The sequence below is a fragment of the Halogranum roseipondis genome (assembly GCF_059695585.1).
In genome coordinates this window covers 289,277-303,987 of the sequence record NZ_JBUEED010000007.1, presented here as the reverse complement: position 1 = coordinate 303,987, position 14,711 = coordinate 289,277, and the positions used below count along the sequence as shown (strand labels likewise).

Annotated in this window: 15 protein-coding genes; 4 read left to right on the top strand and 11 right to left on the bottom strand. The window is 55.9% G+C overall.

All coding sequences use genetic code 11. From position 1 onward, the window contains the following. Positions 1 to 26: 26 nt before the first annotated feature. The 8 genes from EOHIBHHM_RS23820 to EOHIBHHM_RS23785 all read right to left on the bottom strand — a co-directional run bounded on the left by EOHIBHHM_RS23820 (position 27) and on the right by EOHIBHHM_RS23785 (position 6,365). A complete protein-coding gene (locus tag EOHIBHHM_RS23820; RefSeq protein WP_497258495.1) occupies positions 27 to 1,262 on the bottom strand; it encodes a ZIP family metal transporter in 1,236 nt (411 codons plus the stop codon). Then, positions 1,263 to 2,522 (bottom strand): multicopper oxidase domain-containing protein, encoded by a 1,260-nt coding sequence (locus EOHIBHHM_RS23815; protein WP_497258493.1) that lies wholly within the window; start codon positions 2,520 to 2,522, stop codon positions 1,263 to 1,265. It lies immediately after the preceding gene. Then, entirely contained in the window at positions 2,523 to 3,227 is a 705-nt protein-coding gene (locus EOHIBHHM_RS23810; RefSeq protein WP_497258491.1) for a metal-dependent transcriptional regulator, read from the bottom strand. Between the two features lie 341 nt (positions 3,228 to 3,568). Beyond that, positions 3,569 to 4,582, bottom strand: coding sequence for a DUF6610 family protein (locus EOHIBHHM_RS23805; RefSeq protein ID WP_497258489.1), 1,014 nt, complete (start codon positions 4,580 to 4,582; stop codon positions 3,569 to 3,571). A 105-nt stretch (positions 4,583 to 4,687) separates the two neighbouring features. Then, positions 4,688 to 4,987, bottom strand: coding sequence for a hypothetical protein (locus EOHIBHHM_RS23800; protein WP_497258487.1), 300 nt, complete (start codon positions 4,985 to 4,987; stop codon positions 4,688 to 4,690). A 58-nt stretch (positions 4,988 to 5,045) separates the two neighbouring features. Then, complete coding sequence (locus tag EOHIBHHM_RS23795) at positions 5,046 to 5,750, bottom strand: tyrosine-type recombinase/integrase (protein WP_497258485.1); 705 nt, start codon at positions 5,748 to 5,750, stop codon at positions 5,046 to 5,048. A 76-nt stretch (positions 5,751 to 5,826) separates the two neighbouring features. Continuing rightward, positions 5,827 to 6,048 carry a DUF8129 domain-containing protein gene (locus tag EOHIBHHM_RS23790; protein WP_497258483.1) on the bottom strand — a complete coding sequence of 74 codons (222 nt, stop codon included), beginning with the start codon at positions 6,046 to 6,048 and terminating at the stop codon, positions 5,827 to 5,829. A gap of 53 nt (positions 6,049 to 6,101) precedes the next feature. Further along, positions 6,102 to 6,365, bottom strand: coding sequence for a DUF7389 domain-containing protein (locus EOHIBHHM_RS23785; protein ID WP_497258481.1), 264 nt, complete (start codon positions 6,363 to 6,365; stop codon positions 6,102 to 6,104). Between the two features lie 178 nt (positions 6,366 to 6,543). Here EOHIBHHM_RS23785 and EOHIBHHM_RS23780 point away from each other — a divergent pair, with 178 nt between their 5' ends. Beyond that, complete coding sequence (locus tag EOHIBHHM_RS23780; RefSeq protein WP_497258479.1) at positions 6,544 to 7,797, top strand: DUF8130 domain-containing protein; 1,254 nt, start codon at positions 6,544 to 6,546, stop codon at positions 7,795 to 7,797. A 96-nt stretch (positions 7,798 to 7,893) separates the two neighbouring features. Here EOHIBHHM_RS23780 and EOHIBHHM_RS23775 read toward each other — a convergent pair whose 3' ends face one another. Continuing rightward, positions 7,894 to 8,385, bottom strand: a complete 492-nt coding sequence (locus EOHIBHHM_RS23775) for a DUF7995 family protein (RefSeq protein ID WP_497258477.1) — start codon at positions 8,383 to 8,385, stop codon at positions 7,894 to 7,896. A gap of 364 nt (positions 8,386 to 8,749) precedes the next feature. On the opposite strand from EOHIBHHM_RS23775, the gene EOHIBHHM_RS23770 reads away from it, so the two are divergent. From EOHIBHHM_RS23770 to EOHIBHHM_RS23760, 3 genes are all read left to right on the top strand, one after another. Next, positions 8,750 to 9,748, top strand: coding sequence for an IS110 family RNA-guided transposase (locus EOHIBHHM_RS23770; RefSeq protein WP_497251491.1), 999 nt, complete (start codon positions 8,750 to 8,752; stop codon positions 9,746 to 9,748). Between the two features lie 1,137 nt (positions 9,749 to 10,885). After that, the gene (locus EOHIBHHM_RS23765; RefSeq protein ID WP_497258475.1) at positions 10,886 to 11,884 is read left to right on the top strand and encodes an IS110 family RNA-guided transposase; all 999 of its coding nucleotides are present in this window, start codon (positions 10,886 to 10,888) and stop codon (positions 11,882 to 11,884) included. A gap of 755 nt (positions 11,885 to 12,639) precedes the next feature. After that, positions 12,640 to 13,191, top strand: a complete 552-nt coding sequence (locus tag EOHIBHHM_RS23760; protein ID WP_497258473.1) for a hypothetical protein — start codon at positions 12,640 to 12,642, stop codon at positions 13,189 to 13,191. 216 nt (positions 13,192 to 13,407) lie between these two features. On the opposite strand, the gene EOHIBHHM_RS23755 is transcribed toward EOHIBHHM_RS23760, so the two are convergent. Continuing rightward, positions 13,408 to 13,788, bottom strand: a complete 381-nt coding sequence (locus EOHIBHHM_RS23755) for a DUF8160 family protein (protein WP_497258471.1) — start codon at positions 13,786 to 13,788, stop codon at positions 13,408 to 13,410. After that, positions 13,785 to 14,552 carry a ParA family protein gene (locus tag EOHIBHHM_RS23750; RefSeq protein WP_497258469.1) on the bottom strand — a complete coding sequence of 256 codons (768 nt, stop codon included), beginning with the start codon at positions 14,550 to 14,552 and terminating at the stop codon, positions 13,785 to 13,787. Before EOHIBHHM_RS23750 ends, EOHIBHHM_RS23755 begins: the two co-directional genes overlap by 4 nt. Between the last annotated feature and the right edge of the window lie 159 nt (positions 14,553 to 14,711).

The following is a 14,711-nucleotide window of genomic DNA, read 5'->3' as shown; positions in this document are numbered from 1 at the left end:
TTGTATAGAGGTTGGGATGGGGGGATTTAGAGTGCGACAAAGAGGTCGGTGACGTACATCACGACGAGCCCCACGAGGAACGTCACGAGGTTTAGCGCCGACGCTGCCCGTCCGTTCCGACTGATCATGCCGTGCAGTTCCCAGATGACCTGCAGGATTGCCCCCACACCGATGGCGAGGAAGAACGCCCCAAGCGTCGGCGAGAAGGCGAGGCTTCCGAGCCAGCCACCGAGGATGACCGGAGCGCCTGCGAGGAATCCCAATCCGAGGAAGTGGAAGATACTTGGACGCTCACCACGTGCAACAGGTGCGACGACGGCTGGACCTTCAGTCACGTTGTGGAGCATGAAGCCGATGACGAGGAACGCGCCAAGCGAAACACGGCCGAGTGCGAATGAACTCCCGATGGCTAACCCTTCGGCGAGGTTGTGTAGACCAATTCCGAGCGCGACCAGATAGGCGACCCACAGCCCGCTCTGTGCGCGAGCGTCGCCAGCAGCAGCGCGGCCTTTCCGCCATGCGCTGACGGATTGGACGGCGAGCAGTGCACCGATGATTCCGAGTGCGACGAGGGCAGTCCCTTCGAACGCACCGGGAACTTGTTCACCGAGTTCGAACGCCTCGAATCCGGCGTCGATGGCGAGGAACGCGAGGATACCCGCCGAGAAGGCGAGGATGGCGTGGAGCCACCGGTCGCTCATCGACTGCAGGAACGGGAACCACAACATCCCGAGCGCGACGGGGATGACACCGACGAATAGGCCGATGACGGCCATCGTCAGCAACAGATCGGTCGTCAGACCCGGTGACTGGTTGGGTGCAACGATGGTGTGGTGGACCGTGCTGCCGTCCGAAAGCATCAGTGCGACTTCGAGGTCCCACCCAGGGTTCCAGTGGTACGGGACAACGACTTCTGCGCTCTCACGTGGGGCAAGGGTGTTGTCTCCGCCTGCACCCTGAACGTCGAAGTTCCAGTACGCCTCAGCGACGAGAACCTGTGAGATCGTCACTTCCTTCGGCCCGTTATTCGTGACGTGGACGACCACAGTCTCGTCGTTCGGCAAGGTCGTATGCGTCACCGATACGTCAGGAAGTGGTTCTCCGCCGGTGTCGAGTGATGCGAACGGCGTCGCCGCGAAGAATCCTCCAGCGATAAGTCCCAAGAGGAGGATTGGAAGCAGTGCTGCGGCCCACTTGGGGAGTCCAAGTGGACGATCGGCTCGGTTCACCGTTGTGCCGCCGTCGGTGTTCGGTTTGCTCATTTAGACCACCTCGAAGAAGCTCATCCAACCAAGTTCAGCGAACTCGGACTGGTGCGCGTGGAACATGTACAGCCCCGGGTCGTGGTTGGAGTAGTCCAGTTCGATGATGCCGCGCTGTGCCTGACACTGCATGACTGTGTCAATCTTCTTACTAGTCGGCGTCAGTGTCGTTCCGTGGTCGTAGTAGTCGAAAAACTGCGAGTGAGTATGGAACGAGTTGATGAGGTCGAACTCGATTGCGTTGATCAGATAAACCCGCTGACGTTGATTCTTGTCGATTTGAATCGGGCGCTTGGTTTCCCCAGCTTTCCAGTTCCCTCGGCCGTCAGTACCGCCAACACCGTAGGCGAATGCCCGCGTATTGGCTGCGTACACCTCGTTACCGCCGTCGAAGTTTGTGTCGAAGCCGTTCATGACCATCACCATCTCGTTGACTTCGTCGTTCTCGGGATACTCGTGGTTCCGCGTCTTCGCCTCGGCGACGAGTTCCGCGCGAAGTTCGTCGGTGATCTGCGAGCGGTGGAAGTCACAGTATTCCTCCGGTCGCTGGGCGACACGCTCCGGATCGGGATCGATGATGATTGCCCCGTACAGACCTCGGTGGATGTGCTCTTTCAGCGGGAGCGAGTGGCAGTGATAGAAGTGAACCCCGGCTGGTTGGACAATCCACTCGTACGTGAATGATTCACCCGTGTTAAGCACACCAGGTCCGTTCTGCGGAATTCCGTCCATATCGGGGTTAAGGTTCCGAAGATGGGGGTGGATGGTGTGGGCGTGGCGTCCGAGGTTCTCGAATTTTACGCGAATCAAATCGCCTTCAACTGCACGAATCGTCGGCCCCGGGACCTGGCCGTTGTATGCCCAGGCAGGGAACTCAATTCCAGGGGCGATGGTGACTGTGGTATCGATCGCTTGGAAAGTGAATTCGCGGACCGTCCGACCGTTCTCCTCGTAGGTATCCTGGGGAACGTTCTCCTGTTCGCCACGACCTGTATTGAACTGGTAGAGGAACTCGTGAGGATCGAAATCAAGGTCGCTGTACTCACCGGCTGCACCGAAGTTCCCGTGTGAGCCGCCGCCGTGACCCTGACCCTCGCTGTCTGCCCGTCCAGTACCCATGAGAGCGGCACTGCCTGCTAGCCCGATTCCTCCGAGGACTGCACGGCGAGTGGTCTTGAAATCCGATTCAAGAGAGTCGACTAATCTATGCTCTAACTCATCTGTGAGTTCTGCTGCTCGTTTATAATCTAATGATGGCATCTATTGTGCCTCGCTGAACTGCCCGGACTCGTTGGTTGAAGTCGCTTCAAATCGTGTGACGGAGATGGTTGCTGCGGTCTCATCGGGAAGCGAAAATTGCTCGCCGGTTTCGTTCACTTCGAGGGTGAGTAGTCCGAATGGAGTGACCTCGGTTACCGTGAGGAATGTGCCAAGAGACACACCAACCTCTGCGAGATAGTCCAACACGTCGGGACTTTGATCTCGAACTTCGGAAACGACGACAACACTTCGTTCTTCGCACTGTTCGAGTGATTGTCGACCCCCGTCCTGTCGAATTTCGAGGTTGACAGTAGGGATTGGTGCCCCATGTGGGTCGACCGTGGGGAAGCCAAGAAGCGCTGCAATCCGCGCTTCCAATTTCTCGCTGATGTAGTGTTCTAATACATCAGCTTCGTCGTGGACGTCAGCCCAGTCGTACCCGAGGTGCTCTGTTAAGAACAGTTCAAGCAAGCGATGGTGTCGGAGTGTTTCGAGCGCACGTTCTTCACCACGAGTCGTGAGTTGAGCACCCTGATACCGTTCGTAGTCGACAAACCCATCATCGTGCATCCGCTTCAACATCGTCGTCACAGTTGGTGGTTTGACCCCCATCGCGGTCGCAATCGCTGATGGTGCGACTCGCGTGTCGTCCTCCTGAAGCCCGTAAATGGTCTTCAGATAATCTTCGACTTTAGGCGTCACCATGAGTAGTAATTAGATGTATCTAAAGAAAAGGTTTGCTAGTGGAGAATAGTGGAACTGTGGGATAAAAATGACAAATCAAAGACAAAATTTACAAAAGGTCCTCTTCCTGTTGCTCAAAAGCACTCGGCTCGATACCTTGTCCTCCGCTTTTAAGCAACGAGATGATGCGGAGACAACTCGGCTGTCAGCGTCGTAGAACGAATTCTGCTAAAATCGGCTTTATGCGCCCTGTCGGATTTGAACCAACGGCCACCCGATTCTGAGGCGAGGTGTGCTTACCACTGCTTGGTAATAGCCGAGTGCTCTTGGTACGTAGTCACAGCATATCTGGTTCGGGCGAGCTATCGCGACGGGGGCGGAATATAGACACTGGCTTCGCCCATGACTTCCTCGAGATGGTTCCGAGTACGATGGATGAAGTAACAGTCGTAACAGCAGTATCCACAAATCTCTCCAGTATCGTACTCCGCGACGAATGGGCCACGCGACCCCGTCCAGACGTCGTCTTCACACTCGACGCAGGCCGATGAGTGAAGATCTGCTGGCGTCGGAGGTTGATACTGCATCTGGCCGACGCACTCAGTCGGTCTCTTCGGCCAGACGCCTTGACTCTCCCAAAACGAACGGATGTGACCAAGCCCGTGCCGGACCGTTGCTCGAACCGTCAAGTGGTCGGCGTCGCGACCGCTGTCGTCCCACCCACTGTCCGTCCAGAACTCGCCGAACTGCGCACCGCGATGGAGTCCGTTCCAATCGAGGCCGACGATGTCGGCAGGCGGGTCGCCTGTCAGCGTCGGTTGTGTGAGTTGGTCGATGACAGTGAGTTGCTTGGGTGGACTGCCTCCGAGGATGTGGACTCGACGGCCTCGCCAGTCAACCGGATCAGAAAATTCGTGTGCCAGAATATCCGCGTAGCCACGGGAGTAACCGACGACGATGTCGTCTGGTATCTCCTCAAGTGCCGCTTTGCATTTCGGCACGATGACGAACTGCGTGTCGGGAACGCGCTCGTGCAGGTCTCGCACCGCCCGAACGTACGACTGGGCCTCTGCACGATCGTAGGCGTCGCCGATGATACCGACGTCGGGTTCGTGGTCCAGGACTCGTTCCGTGTAGCGGTCGAGATCTGGATTTCTGAAGTCGTTGTCGAGCATGCCGACTGGGAGGTCGAGATCGAGAAACTGCTGTTGTTGGTAGCTGCAGTCCTCTCGAAAGCCGGTGAGGAAGCCGAGGTTCAACGCGTCGATGGCAAATGGGACGCGATGGAGAAATGCCACATACTCGGCCTGTCGAGCGTCGGCGTAGGTGTTTGTCGCGCTGTCGCTGGTTGCGCCGGAGAAGTCGTGAATGGACACAGGGAGTCTCCTGCGGGACTCTGCCGCCCCGCAGCTCTCAGGGGCGGAAAAACACTACTGTGGGATGCATTAACCAACAAGACCGGATTAGGCCCACTCTGTTGGTTACTTCTCGAATAAGCAGCGAGCGGCCGCCTCGTTGCCGGCGAGCGTCTGCTGGTTCTCGTCGAGATCTGCAAAAAGCGCTGACTGGTCACCCTCAGATGAACGGGTCACTTCCGGTCGGTCGTCGACGCCGAATTCGCTCGCCGCTGGTTGGTCGAGTCGTGACTCGCGGTTGTGATGATCGACTTCTGCGCCGAAGTCTTCGAGCGAGGTTTCGACGCTCGTTTCGGTCACTTCGAGTTGGCCGTCGTCATCAAAAACTGTCTGCTGATGCACCGAGATGTCTGGTCGTTTGCTCATTGAATCGAGCCTCCAGCCCTCTGAGGCTCGAAAAATGTCTCCAGTATCGAGAGAGCACCTAGCGATGGTGCACTTGCCGGAGGGCGTCAGCAGTAGCGGTTCCCGAAATCCGGATGTACTTTTGCGCAGTGGCAAGGTCGCTCCAGCCCATCAACGCCTGGAGTGGAACAGGCGCGACTCCTTTGTAGGCGTGGAAGCTGGCAGCAGTCGCTCGCAGACAGTGTGGATACACACGACCACGGAGGTCGGCATACTCCGCTGCTTCTTGGACACGCCTGTTGACTGTCGAGCGGGAGCGCGGGAAGGAGTCGTAGCGATTGGCGAAGCGCTCGATGCAGAGTTCGACGCGGAGCGAGAGGTCAAAGGGGATTGCTCTGGCGGATGCGACGGTCTTCGGATGCCATCGAAGCTCCAATGCCTCTTCTTCTGTGAGGTCGTCGTGGCGTGTCGCTTCCTGGGCGGATTGTCGACGACAGTATCCACAGGCACAGGGTTCGTGCTGTGGAATCCGAATGAGCATCCGATCCCAGTCGAGCCACGTCGTATCGAGATGCGAAATCTCGCCTGCTCTCAGCCCCAGTCGCCCTGCAATCAAACAGATAAAACGCGCTTGGAAATCCCGAGGACTGGGCAATTTCGAGCACGCTTCCAGAAGCAACTCGAACTCTCGGTCGGTCAGCACGTCCTCGTGGGAATGCCGAGTCGTCAATGCCTTTCGATGCCGCTGCGCCCACTCAGACTTCTTGGAGTGATGCTGTGTCATCACAGTACGATGAGTGGCGTCCCCAGAGAACCTGTCCACAAACGCGAACACTGCACAGCTGGCTACCGAGCTCGATTCATTCCTCCTGTGTCCGAATCTCTTGTGCCCGCTCTGCGAGCCGCCGGAGAATCCGCACACGTTGTTGCTTCGCGTTCTCGTAGGCGACACAGGCTCGAAGCGTGGCCATGTCGTGTATGGTCGCGATTCCTGCGTCGACGAGGTGGGTGGTCGGTGCTTCGAGACGCTGCTCGGGTGTGAGGCCAGTCGATGCTGTTGGTTCGGTTGAGTCGTTGCTCATTGAGTTTCGCCTCCAGTCATCTGGTGGCGCGAAAAACCAGTTCTCCGAGCGCTCTACTCTGTCTCGTCGTCGGGTTGAATCTGCCGAACGTCTTCGGCGAGGTCGTGCAGATACGCTCGCAGCGTGTCCATGTCGTCACGGGCCTCAGCAAGCGTTCGTGCCTTGACCTTGGCCGTCAGTTCGTCTTGATCTCTCGTCGCCGTTCCACGTTTCAGTTTCACCGTCAACGAGACACCAACGTCGCTGCGCTCGACGTATTCCGTCTGAGTTGCGTCCTCTCGATTCGATTCCGTCGCTGTTGGGTTGTCGTCAGTCATTGGTCTAACGAGGGTTCTCTGTCCCCCGCACCCCTCTTGGGGTGAAAAACTCCCACGCGAGAGTTTTGTCTATACGATTGCCTTGCGTATCTCGTGTCCTCTCTGAGGACGCATGGGTGAGACTAGTCTCCGTTTGTTCCTACAGAAAGCCCATATATTACTGACAATATGGGTGCGTATGAACCGCCGCACTGCCCTCCAAACAATCGTCGCTGGGACCGCCCTGGCAAGCGGTTGTTTGAGCCAACCCTCCTCTAGTGATCCAATGGCTGCTGGAAATCACCCCGTTACGGTGAATCGCGTAGAAACATTCACACACGCTATTCGATTGAACGACCTTGGCAACTCACCGACGGCGAACGTCCCTGCCTATTCTTCGTTTGACCAGCAAACACAAGACTTGCTCACCGAGGCACTCGAGGGGACATACGAGACAACTGAATTGCCGACTTGGGTGGTCGAGTTTGTGAGTGCGACTCCCTATTTTCGCACTAACGGTGAGTACTACCGACTGTCGAATACGTTTCCAACATATACGATTACTGCGAAAGCAGTTTCAACAGCTGATGTGTCCGGAGACATTGCGTCGTTCGAGGCCTACCGAGAGGCTGTTACCCACGACGGGAAGCGAATGACAGGTCTCATGCGAGTGGCACAGCAGGAGGGAATGAAACTTGGCTATATTTGGCCGTCGCTCGAAGAATTTTTCGAGACATACGATGCGGTTCACTTTGAGAACCAACTGCTTGCTTTCACGGTCTCGGTAGATGACTCGGGTCCACCATATTCACTGTCGGCTCAGCGTATCTCTCCAGCTGAACTTTCTTCAGAGCCGATCTGGGATGCGTCGACTGCGTCACCAGCACTGAGAGACATTATCCGTACAGCTGGTCAGAAGAATGGGTTGTTTCCACTTTCTGACCCACCCGAAGAACTCCTCACACAATTAGATTCTCATCAGTACGTCTATCTTGATGGGATCTTCTACACGACGTACGTCGAAAAGCGAGAACCGCTTCCAGTCTCGCTGAACGCGGCAGTTACCGACACACATCCTGAAACGGGTAGCGTGCTTGAATTGACACTCACAAACGACGGACTCGCTCCGATACGGGTTGAATGCGGTGCTCCAAAGCCGTTTGGCGTACTGTATTTCCATCCGTTCGATGCGCCTCAGACCACTCACGTCCTTTGGTCTGACGCCTACAAAACGAGCGAGTATGTCAAAACCGAAGGCCGGGAGGTGACGATGATACTCGACATTGGACTTTCTGCCCAGTTGCTCCCGAAGCAAAGCCTCGGGCAATCGTTCGTTCTCGATCAGTCAGACCTCGATCCGGGAACGTACATTATCGAGGGTAACGTGGGAATTTCGACTACTACTGGCGATGGTGGGACATTTCCCTACCGAGTTGTCTTTTCCATTAACTAACCTCACACAAGTTTGCGGCCGCTTAACCAACGAAGCCCCGCCTCTTCGGATTCTGTTGGTTAAGGGGACTCTCAGCTCCTTCTACTCTGCTTGTCGTCAGTAATGGACGTCCGCCGGGATGATCCACACCTGATTGTCGGATTCGAGGACACGCTCGAGCTGGTCGCGATGGCGAATCGCCCCGCCGTACTCGTCGTACAGGAAGAGCGACGGGCCACGGTAGGCTCCGAGATTGTAGCAGGCGTGTCGAGCGAGCTCTTTGTCGCGCATGAGTTCCTCAGTGCTGAACTCCTCGACGGCGGTTCGCACTCGTTCGAGATTCCGCTCGAACTCTTCGATCGTTGCGCTCCATCCTCGTTCAAGGAGTTCAGCTCCCTCGTCGGAATCGACCGGGGCCACGACAGGTAATTCACCCCAGCGGGCCTTCCCGGCGACAGACGTCGTCTCGTCGTCGAACGTGACGTAATAATCAAAGACGGCGACGTTGTCGGGGCCGACGCCGACGAGTCGGTCGAACGCTGCGTTACCGCTGGCGAGGGCATCGTCTCGATTCGGTGCTTCAACGAGCGCGTAGATGAGTTGGTGCATTGTGGTTCTCGGGACGCGATGTGTGTGACGCCCCGCACCCTTCGGGGGCAGAAAAACGCTCTCCGGTGCGCTCCTGTTCCTCTGTATCTCATTGCTCTCGGTTACCCCTCAATCTGTGATAGGTTTCTTCGGTCGTGCTGACTCGATGGAAATTCTGCTACCCATAGAGCGCGTGAACAAAGTATGGGGCGCAAGAGACCGAGCTGAGTTCCGTGCCCGAGAGCACGTCGTGCTGACTGGTCCGAGTGCGCAGGAAGCCGAGACTTGGGCGAGACAGCCCGGATGCCGCTCGGCGGCATCCGGGAAAGCCCGCATAGGTGAATTTCTGTTCACGCACCGGCGTCCCATCCCGGAGGAACAAACCATGTACCTCGGAATCGACTTACACAAGCGGTACGCGCAAGTGGCAGTAATCGATCAGGCTGGTGAGCTTGTCGAAGAGGTTCGCGTCAAAAACGCGAACCTCGACGACCTCGCCCAGCGCTACGCTGGAGCCACAGCAGCGATCGAGGCAACCAGCAATTACTACCACGTCCATGATACTCTTTCAGAGTACTTGGACGTGGTTGTCGCCAACCCTGGCAAACTGAAGCTCATCGCTCACTCAGACAAGAAAACCGACCGCGTTGATGCGAAACAGCTCGCGCGGATGGTTCGGCTCAACTCCATCCCCGAGAGTTACGTCCCTACCGATGAGGTTCGGAAAGCCCGCGCACTCGTGCGCGGGCGACAGAAGTTGGTCGAAAACCGAACCAGCTACGCGAACAAAGTTCACGGGTTGCTTTCTGAGCACGGCATCACTGAAGACGTGAAACCGCTGAGTGTAGAGGGGCGAGAGTTCCTGCGGGAACTCTCGCTCCCGGCACCGTGGAACTCGTTGTTAGACTCCTACGCGACGATAATCGAGACGCTCACCGCTGAAATCGAGTCGCTCGAAATGGAGATCGAGGAACGCGCTGGGTCTCTGAAGGAGACCCAGCTGCTGATGACGATTCCTGGTGTCAGCTACTACTCAGCGTTGACGATCTACGCTGAACTCGGCGAGATCGAGCGGTTCGACGAGGACAAACAAGTCGTGAGTTACGTGGGATTGAACCCGGTGATCCGCGAGTCTGGCGACTCGCGGTTCGAGGGTGGCATCTCGAAACGAGGATCAGGACGGGTACGATGGATCCTCGTCCAGTGTACGTACGTCGCAGTTCACACCTGTAACGACGAGTACTTGCGTCGGTTCTACGACCGCTTGGCAAGTCGCAAGAGTTCCAAGAAAGCAATCGTGGCAACCGCGCGGAAGCTACTGGTATCGATTTACCACATGCTTGACCGGGAGGAAGTCTACGACCCACCGGGGGTGAGCGCCTGAGAAAGGGAACCTGAGGGACGCCGGACCGGCGTCCCTCAGTGGCCGGGTGGAGCCAGCGTGAGCGACAGCTATAGCGGAACTCGTTCCGACCGCCTACCGGTTGTGGAGGTCTCAATCACCACGCAGCCTAGTGGTTTCGCGCCGTTGAAGAGCGAGAGACGTGAGATCGTGCGAACAACTTTATCGCCAGCGGTGGTTAGTTGAGCCAGCAGAATTTCCATAGGTGAACTCAGGGCGCAAGTCGGCCATCTAATCAGATCTCCACTGGTAGTGCAGAGACTTCACGAATCAATTTTATTGGCTTAGATACTGTTGGAATCATATGATGTCCTTGGTTCCCCGGCGAGCACTCCTCCAAGTCAGCGTTACAACCTTCTGTGTGGGACTAAGCGGCTGTCTTGGTGTTCTCGAATCGTATCCTTCCACAGGTCTTCTTATTGTTAATACAGACGAGGAAAGTCGAGTAGTACATGTCCGTGTGGAAAACGCCAAACGAGAGTCGATATTTGAAGAAGAATACACTGTTCCCGCGAACAGCAGACTTGAACGACAAAATCTCGTTACTACGGGACCGATCTGGGTTATAGCACACGTCGGTGACGAACCAACATCATCCGTCGACGAATATTTTGATTTCAGTGGTTGTCGTCAAGCCCGCCCAGTCATTACTGTCAACACCAATCAGATAGAACGCATCGGAAAGCAAGATACGTGCCGTCCAGATGACAAGCCATACCAATGAAAGTCTTGGTGGTATTTTGGCTGCACCCTGATTCAGATGTACATCCTGTGGTTGCCTAATGACCCAACATCCTACTACACATATCCACACTGAGATGAATTGCTGCATACACCCTCTGAGTGTTGCACGCCACTCCTGACAGCCTTCGGGTAGGTTTCTGTGGTCGTGCTGACTCGATGGAAATTCTGCTACCCATAGAGCGCGTGAACAAAGTATGGGGCGCAAGAGACCGAGCTGAGTTCCGTGCCCGAGAGCACGTCGTGCTGACTGGTCCGAGTGCGCAGGAAGCCGAGACTTGGGCGAGACAGCCCGGATGCCGCTCGGCGGCATCCGGGAAAGCCCGCATAGGTGAATTTCTGTTCACGCACCGGCGTCCCATCCCGGAGGAACAAACCATGTACCTCGGAATCGACTTACACAAGCGGTACGCGCAAGTGGCAGTAATCGATCAGGCTGGTGAGCTTGTCGAAGAGGTTCGCGTCAAAAACGCGAACCTCGACGACCTCGCCCAGCGCTACGCTGGAGCCACAGCAGCGATCGAGGCAACCAGCAATTACTACCACGTCCATGATACTCTTTCAGAGTACTTGGACGTGGTTGTCGCCAACCCTGGCAAACTGAAGCTCATCGCTCACTCAGACAAGAAAACCGACCGCGTTGATGCGAAACAGCTCGCGCGGATGGTTCGGCTCAACTCCATCCCCGAGAGTTACGTCCCTACCGATGAGGTTCGGAAAGCCCGCGCACTCGTGCGCGGGCGACAGAAGTTGGTCGAAAACCGAACCAGCTACGCGAACAAAGTTCACGGGTTGCTTTCTGAGCACGGCATCACTGAAGACGTGAAACCGCTGAGTGTAGAGGGGCGAGAGTTCCTGCGGGAACTCTCGCTCCCGGCACCGTGGAACTCGTTGTTAGACTCCTACGCGACGATAATCGAGACGCTCACCGCTGAAATCGAGTCGCTCGAACTGGAGATCGAGGAACGCGCTGGGTCTCTGAAGGAGACCCAGCTGCTGATGACGATTCCTGGTGTCAGCTACTACTCAGCGTTGACGATCTACGCTGAACTCGGCGAGATCGAGCGGTTCGACGAGGACAAACAAGTCGTGAGTTACGTGGGATTGAACCCGGTGATCCGCGAGTCTGGCGACTCGCGGTTCGAGGGTGGCATCTCGAAACGAGGATCAGGACGGGTACGATGGATCCTCGTCCAGTGTACGTACGTCGCAGTTCACACCTGTAACGACGAGTACTTGCGTCGGTTCTACGACCGCTTGGCAAGTCGCAAGAGTTCCAAGAAAGCAATCGTGGCAACCGCGCGGAAGCTACTGGTATCGATTTACCACATGCTTGACCGGGAGGAAGTCTACGACCCACCGGGGGTGAGCGCCTGAGAAAGGGAACCTGAGGGACGCCGGTCCGGCGTCCCTCAGTGGCCGGGTGGAGCCAGCGTGAGCGACAGCTATAGCGGAACTCGTTCCGACCGCCTACCGGTTGTGGAGGTCTCAATCACCACGCAGCCTAGTGGTTTCGCGCCGTTGAAGAGCGAGAGACGTGAGATCGTGCGAACAACTTTATCGCCAGCGGTGGTTAGTTGAGCCAGCAGAATTTCCATAGGTGAACTCAGCGCGCAAGTCTCGCACAACTCTCTCACAAAAAGTCGTATCTTGGCTATACTTGTTCGTTGATTGATTTGCGAAGGATGGCCGTGCACCCGCTTAGTACGGCTAGTATCCCGACAAGAAACAGTACCCCACCAATGAGAACTTGAGGGAGAACCAAACCAAGCGAGATTTGTCCAGATAGTACGACCGGGTCGAACAAGACCGAGAAGCGATGCCAGCTGAGGCCAATTACTATTGCACCACCGATTACTACAGAGTAGAGTTTGAGATACTCTCGACCGAGAGCATAGCGGAGGGAGGTTGCTGCAGAGCGAGTTTCCATGTGAAGGTAATCGAAGGGGACTTATTTAGAAATTGCTGAGATTAGAAAACTGGGGTGCTGAACTCACCCTCTGAGTGTTGCAGGTCGCTTCTGACAGCAACCGGGTAGCTTTCTGCGGCCGTGCTGAATACAGGGCGCGAGTGTCGCAGCGAGTTCAGGCCTCCTCCCAAAACATATACCAGTCAGAAATAGAACTATTGCCATGACACGCCCTTGGTCCCGGCGGGCAGTTCTCTGCTCGGCAGGCACAGGGATTGCTCTCCTGAGTGGCTGTACCTCCTTCGGGTCGGAACAATCCACAGACCCAACGACAACGCCAGTCTCAGCGGATGAGATTGCCAGCTTCGAGTGCCCTCCATCTGATAATGGCGACGCGACGGTGTGTTCGCAGACGGTGAAGACCGATGCTGCCTCGGTGTACCTCCTTCCATCGCCGACAGTCAGTGACGCCCCCGAGTCGCTCAAACTAACCCTCACGAATGAGTCAGAGACCGACCTCACATTCAACCCGTACTCGTGGTCGGTGTGGAAGAAGAGCGCGTCCGGCTGGTCCGAGATTGAACAACAGAGTTCTGGCGGCGGAAAGTTGACGATTGCTGCCGGTGATTCGGAGACGTGGACCGTCGAAACGGTCGTTGGATACATCAACGAGTCGGTCACGCTCAATGCGGGAGCGTACTCAGCGGCAATCGATGTCCCAGACCCGGACGGAGACGACTGGATAACGTGCCTCGCCGTCTTCGGGCTTCGGTAACGGCGAGGACGCAACGGTAGTCCATCATCAATCGAGAAACCCACGCTCTGTATCTACCGACCAGTTCGCCCTCGCAGGAACAGAACGATTGGGTGAAGACTGCTGAATACACCCTCTAAGTTCAGCACGCTGCTTCTGACAAGCCTTGGAGAGGTCCATGTAATTTCTCTACATTGATAGCTTCAGTAGAACTGCTCAGAGTCTCTCTTAGAGAGCTTAGATATCTAAGACGTCTTCAAGGTCTTTCCCTTCTAATCCGGCTTTAATGACAGCAGGGTAGTAATCGCGATTCTTCTCTAACGCTTCGCCGTGTTCACGTTTGTACTTGGCATTGAGTTCGTCAAACCGGATGTCGAGCTCCTGCCTGATGTCCTCAGGGAGGTACATTAGCACGCTCGGTCGATCTTTCACAGAGGGTTCATCTGGTTGTGCTGTCTCAGCCTGCATATCTGTCTTAGATTTCTTAGACGGCTTATCTGACGATTCTGTCTTAGATTCTGCCACTGTCTTCTCTTGCTCTGTCTCAGATTCATCGTCGTCTGGATCATCATCGAACCGACGTCGAAGCCGACTAGACCGCTCGTTTCGGTCGCTCATTCGAGATCCTCCAGATAGCTTGCAATGTCCAAGTAGACGGCTTCCATGTCGCACTCTTCGTTGTGCGCAAAAATCGAGACGCCCTCGTTCCAGGCACGCTTGAGTGCAACACGCTTTCGAATCTCCCAGATAGGCATCTGGTCTCCAAGCGTCGCTTCGAACCATTCCATCATCTCCTCAGCTTCGCCGTCTGTCTCGACGCGGTTCGCAACGAGCCCGACCTCTCGAATGGTCGTCTCGTAGCCTTGTTCGAGCGAGTCGATTTGATCATAAAGGATTTCTAAGGCTCGGATACTCGTCCCTTCGGCGAGTGCTGGTACGAGGAGATTCCCACATGCGAGGAGTGCGTTGTCGGTAAGGTGCCCGAGTGAGGGTGGACAATCGACAACGACGAAGTCGTATTCGTATTCTAATTCGTCGAGGACCATCTCAAGGCGCTCGCGCGACCGCATCGCCCCCGTGAGATCGGTTTCGAGTGTGAACATATCGATGTTCGCTGCGAGGACGTCCATCTCCTCATGTTCGTATACGAGGTCGTTGACGCGTTCTTGCTCGCCGATATCGACGAGGACTGTACCTAGGTGCGGGGGCTCGGATTCGTACGCTTGCCCGAGTCCCAACCCTTCGGTTGCGTGCCCTTGCGGATCAAGATCGATGAAGAGCACATCGTGACCGCGCTCTGACAATGCACCAGCGACGTTGATCGCTGTGGTTGTCTTCCCGACACCGCCCTTCTGATTCGTACACGCAATCTTCGTCGTCATATCTTACTTAGCTGGTTATGCAATCTTAGACGTCTTAATAGTTCGTCAGACAATGGGTAGTAATGAGTTAGTTTAACGAGCATAGGTGTTTATGCTGTCTTAGATGTCTTAGAAATCGTTGAAAGTAAACTTAGTATCGCGACAAAGCTTAACTCGAAA

What these genes read in the sequence shown, in the direction of transcription:
- EOHIBHHM_RS23820 (WP_497258495.1), bottom strand. Translation starts at nt 1,262, where the DNA reads ATGAGCAAACCGAACACCGACGGCGGCACAACGGTGAACCGAGCCGAT.
- EOHIBHHM_RS23815 (WP_497258493.1), bottom strand. Translation starts at nt 2,522, where the DNA reads ATGCCATCATTAGATTATAAACGAGCAGCAGAACTCACAGATGAGTTA.
- EOHIBHHM_RS23810 (WP_497258491.1), bottom strand. Translation starts at nt 3,227, where the DNA reads ATGGTGACGCCTAAAGTCGAAGATTATCTGAAGACCATTTACGGGCTT.
- EOHIBHHM_RS23800 (WP_497258487.1), bottom strand. Translation starts at nt 4,987, where the DNA reads ATGAGCAAACGACCAGACATCTCGGTGCATCAGCAGACAGTTTTTGAT.
- EOHIBHHM_RS23795 (WP_497258485.1), bottom strand. Translation starts at nt 5,750, where the DNA reads ATGACACAGCATCACTCCAAGAAGTCTGAGTGGGCGCAGCGGCATCGA.
- EOHIBHHM_RS23790 (WP_497258483.1), bottom strand. Translation starts at nt 6,048, where the DNA reads ATGAGCAACGACTCAACCGAACCAACAGCATCGACTGGCCTCACACCC.
- EOHIBHHM_RS23785 (WP_497258481.1), bottom strand. Translation starts at nt 6,365, where the DNA reads ATGACTGACGACAACCCAACAGCGACGGAATCGAATCGAGAGGACGCA.
- EOHIBHHM_RS23780 (WP_497258479.1), top strand. Translation starts at nt 6,544, where the DNA reads ATGAACCGCCGCACTGCCCTCCAAACAATCGTCGCTGGGACCGCCCTG.
- EOHIBHHM_RS23775 (WP_497258477.1), bottom strand. Translation starts at nt 8,385, where the DNA reads ATGCACCAACTCATCTACGCGCTCGTTGAAGCACCGAATCGAGACGAT.
- EOHIBHHM_RS23770 (WP_497251491.1), top strand. Translation starts at nt 8,750, where the DNA reads ATGTACCTCGGAATCGACTTACACAAGCGGTACGCGCAAGTGGCAGTA.
- EOHIBHHM_RS23765 (WP_497258475.1), top strand. Translation starts at nt 10,886, where the DNA reads ATGTACCTCGGAATCGACTTACACAAGCGGTACGCGCAAGTGGCAGTA.
- EOHIBHHM_RS23760 (WP_497258473.1), top strand. Translation starts at nt 12,640, where the DNA reads ATGACACGCCCTTGGTCCCGGCGGGCAGTTCTCTGCTCGGCAGGCACA.
- EOHIBHHM_RS23755 (WP_497258471.1), bottom strand. Translation starts at nt 13,788, where the DNA reads ATGAGCGACCGAAACGAGCGGTCTAGTCGGCTTCGACGTCGGTTCGAT.
- EOHIBHHM_RS23750 (WP_497258469.1), bottom strand. Translation starts at nt 14,552, where the DNA reads ATGACGACGAAGATTGCGTGTACGAATCAGAAGGGCGGTGTCGGGAAG.